Source organism: Streptomyces sp. PKU-EA00015, assembly GCF_013387495.1.
In the GTDB taxonomy this organism is placed as follows: domain Bacteria; phylum Actinomycetota; class Actinomycetes; order Streptomycetales; family Streptomycetaceae; genus Streptomyces.
In genome coordinates, this window is record NZ_JABZEE010000118.1 from 1 (window position 1) to 2,345 (window position 2,345).

At 72.9% G+C, this 2,345-nt stretch carries 3 protein-coding genes and 1 pseudogene; 3 read left to right on the forward strand and 1 reads right to left on the reverse strand.

The window, feature by feature from the left end:
* From HW130_RS35090 to HW130_RS35100, 3 genes are all read left to right on the forward strand, one after another.
* A partial coding sequence (locus tag HW130_RS35090) for a glycerophosphodiester phosphodiesterase family protein (protein ID WP_305737822.1) occupies nt 1–754 on the forward strand: 754 nt, incomplete at its 5' end.
* A 232-nt stretch (nt 755–986) separates the two neighbouring features.
* On the forward strand, nt 987–1,532 hold the full coding sequence (locus HW130_RS35095) for a sigma-70 family RNA polymerase sigma factor (protein WP_177153813.1): 546 nt from the start codon (nt 987–989) through the stop codon (nt 1,530–1,532).
* Nucleotides 1,533–1,568: 36 nt separating this feature from the next.
* A complete protein-coding gene (locus tag HW130_RS35100) occupies nt 1,569–2,072 on the forward strand; it encodes a GNAT family N-acetyltransferase (protein ID WP_177153814.1) in 504 nt (167 codons plus the stop codon).
* On the opposite strand, the pseudogene HW130_RS35105 reads toward HW130_RS35100, so the two are convergent.
* Nucleotides 2,069–2,345, reverse strand: a pseudogene (locus tag HW130_RS35105) (hypothetical protein); the annotation flags it as partial. The gene HW130_RS35100 and the pseudogene HW130_RS35105 sit on opposite strands and share 4 nt — an antisense overlap.

Here is a 2,345-nt window from a genome sequence, read left to right on the forward strand (position 1 = left end):
CACCGAGGACTTCACGCTCGCCGAGCTGAAGACGCTCCGCGCCAAGGAGCGCATACCGGGCACCCGCCAGGAGAACACGCTCTACGACGGCCGCTGGACCGTGCCCACCTTCGAGGAGGTGCTGCGCTGGGCCGAGGACGAGGGCCGCCGCCGCGGCCGCCCGGTGTGGCTGCACGTCGAGACCAAGCACCCCACCTACTTCCGGGGCATCGGGCTCGGTCTCGAGGAGCGCCTGGCCAAGCTGCTGCGGCGCTACGGACGCCACCGCGCGGACTCGCCGACGTTCCTGCAGTCCTTCGAGCCCACCAGCATGGAGCGCATGGCGCGGCTCGTGGGCACGCCGCGCGTCGTCCTGCTGTGGACCCCCGACGACCGCCCGTGGGACTTCCGGGAGTCCGGCGACCCGCGCACCGTCGCCGACCTGGTCACGCCCGAGGGGCTCGCCTGGATCGCCGGATTCGCCCAGGGCATCGGCCCGTTGCTCGACCTCGTCATCCCCAAGGACGCGAACGGCCGCCTGACCAAGGCCACGACGCTCGTGCGCGACGCCCACTCCGAGGGCCTCGTGGTGCACCCGTACACGATGCGCAACGAGAACAGCTTCCTGCCCGCCGACTTCCGCCGCGGCACCGACCCCAACGCCTACGGGGACGTCTTCGGCGCGTACAAGGCGTACCTGGCGACCGGGATCGACGGCATCTTCACCGACAACCCGGACACGGGCCTGCTCGCGGTGGCGGACTTCACCGCCTGAGGCGCCTCTGGCCCTTCACACCGGCGGGGTCCGGTCACGCCACACCCGGGCCCCGCGGACCCGGCCGCCCGTCACGGGCTGCCGGGTCCTTCCTGTCCGCCCCGGACGACCGGCGCCCGGTTGACGGCCCATCGCCGCTCCCCGCGGCTTCGGCCACAGGCGGCGGCCCCCGTACGAGTGATGGCGCCCGCTCTCGGAAACCGCGGGCCCGCGGGCGGACGTCAGGCCGGGCATGACCGTTCTCGACGAAACCCCCGCCCACGTCGTCAGCGTCCTCGGCCCGCTCGTCAGCGCCGAGGCCACCGCGGAGGCGCCCGGCACCGCCCTGGAGGCAGGCGACCTCGAACAGGCCGTGTGGGTACGGCTGCTGGAGCGGCTCGACGACGACGGCCCGCCGCCGGACGCCGCCCGCTGGGTCAAGGCGGCGGTCCGCGCCGAGGCCCGCCGCGCCCGCCGCACGGCCGCCCGGGAACTGCCGTACCGTCACGACTCCGCCGGCGGCCCCGCCGCCGACCCGTCCGGCGGCCCCGAGCCCGCCGCCCTGCGGTCGGAACGGCGGCGCACGCTGCGCGCCGCCGTCGCCCGCACCCCAGGGAACTGCCCCCGGCTGCTGACTGCGATGTTGTCTCCGAAGGACCCCACCTACCGGGAAATCGCAGGGACGTTGGGAATGTCACAGGGGAGTCTGGGGCCGATGCGTTCCCGCTGCCTGGGATGTCTGCGCAGAATGCTCGCGGCAGAGGTTGCGGCTCCTGAACATCGGGGAAAGGAGCGGTAGACAACCGGCGGACAGGTGAGCGGGAGGCATGCGCACATGGGCATGAGCGTGACCATCTCAGCGGCGGGTGAGCACGATGCGGAGCACATCCTCAAACTCCAGTACCTCTGCTACCAGTCCGAGGCCGAGCTCTACGGCGACTACGGCATCGAGCCCCTGACCCAGACCCTCGCCGACCTGAGGGAGGAGATCTCCCAGGGGCACGCGCTGGTGGCCAGGCTCGGCGACGAGGTGGTCGCCTCCGTGCGCGGCCGGGTCGACGAGAGCGGCACCGCCAGGATCGCGAAGCTCATCGTGCACCCGCGGATGCAGCGCCACGGACTCGGCGGCCGGCTGCTCGACGCGATCGAGGCCCGTTTCGCCTCAGACCCCGACATCAAGCGGTTCCAGCTCTTCACCGGCCACCGCAGCGAGAGCAACCTGCGCCTCTACCGCAGCCGCGGATACGTACCGGTCTCCACCGAGCACGTCGGTCCGCGCCTGACGCTGGTCACGCTGGAGAAGGAGCAGACGCCCGGCGCCTTCGCCGCGAGCGCCTAGGTGGCCGCGCTCCGGCTGCGCGCACGGCGCAGCCAGAGCATGCCCGTCACCGGCAGCAGCACCGGGATGAAGAGGTAGCCCATCCCGTACTCGGACCACACCGTCGAGTCGGGGAACGCGGACGGCTCCGCCAGCGTCCAGGTCCCCACGATCAGCACGCCCGCGAGCTCGGCGGCGCAGCACACCAGCGCCGCCCTGCGGGCCGTCTCCCCGCCGCGCACCAGGGTGTAGGTGATGAACGCGTACACCACGGCGGCGACGGCCGAGAGCACG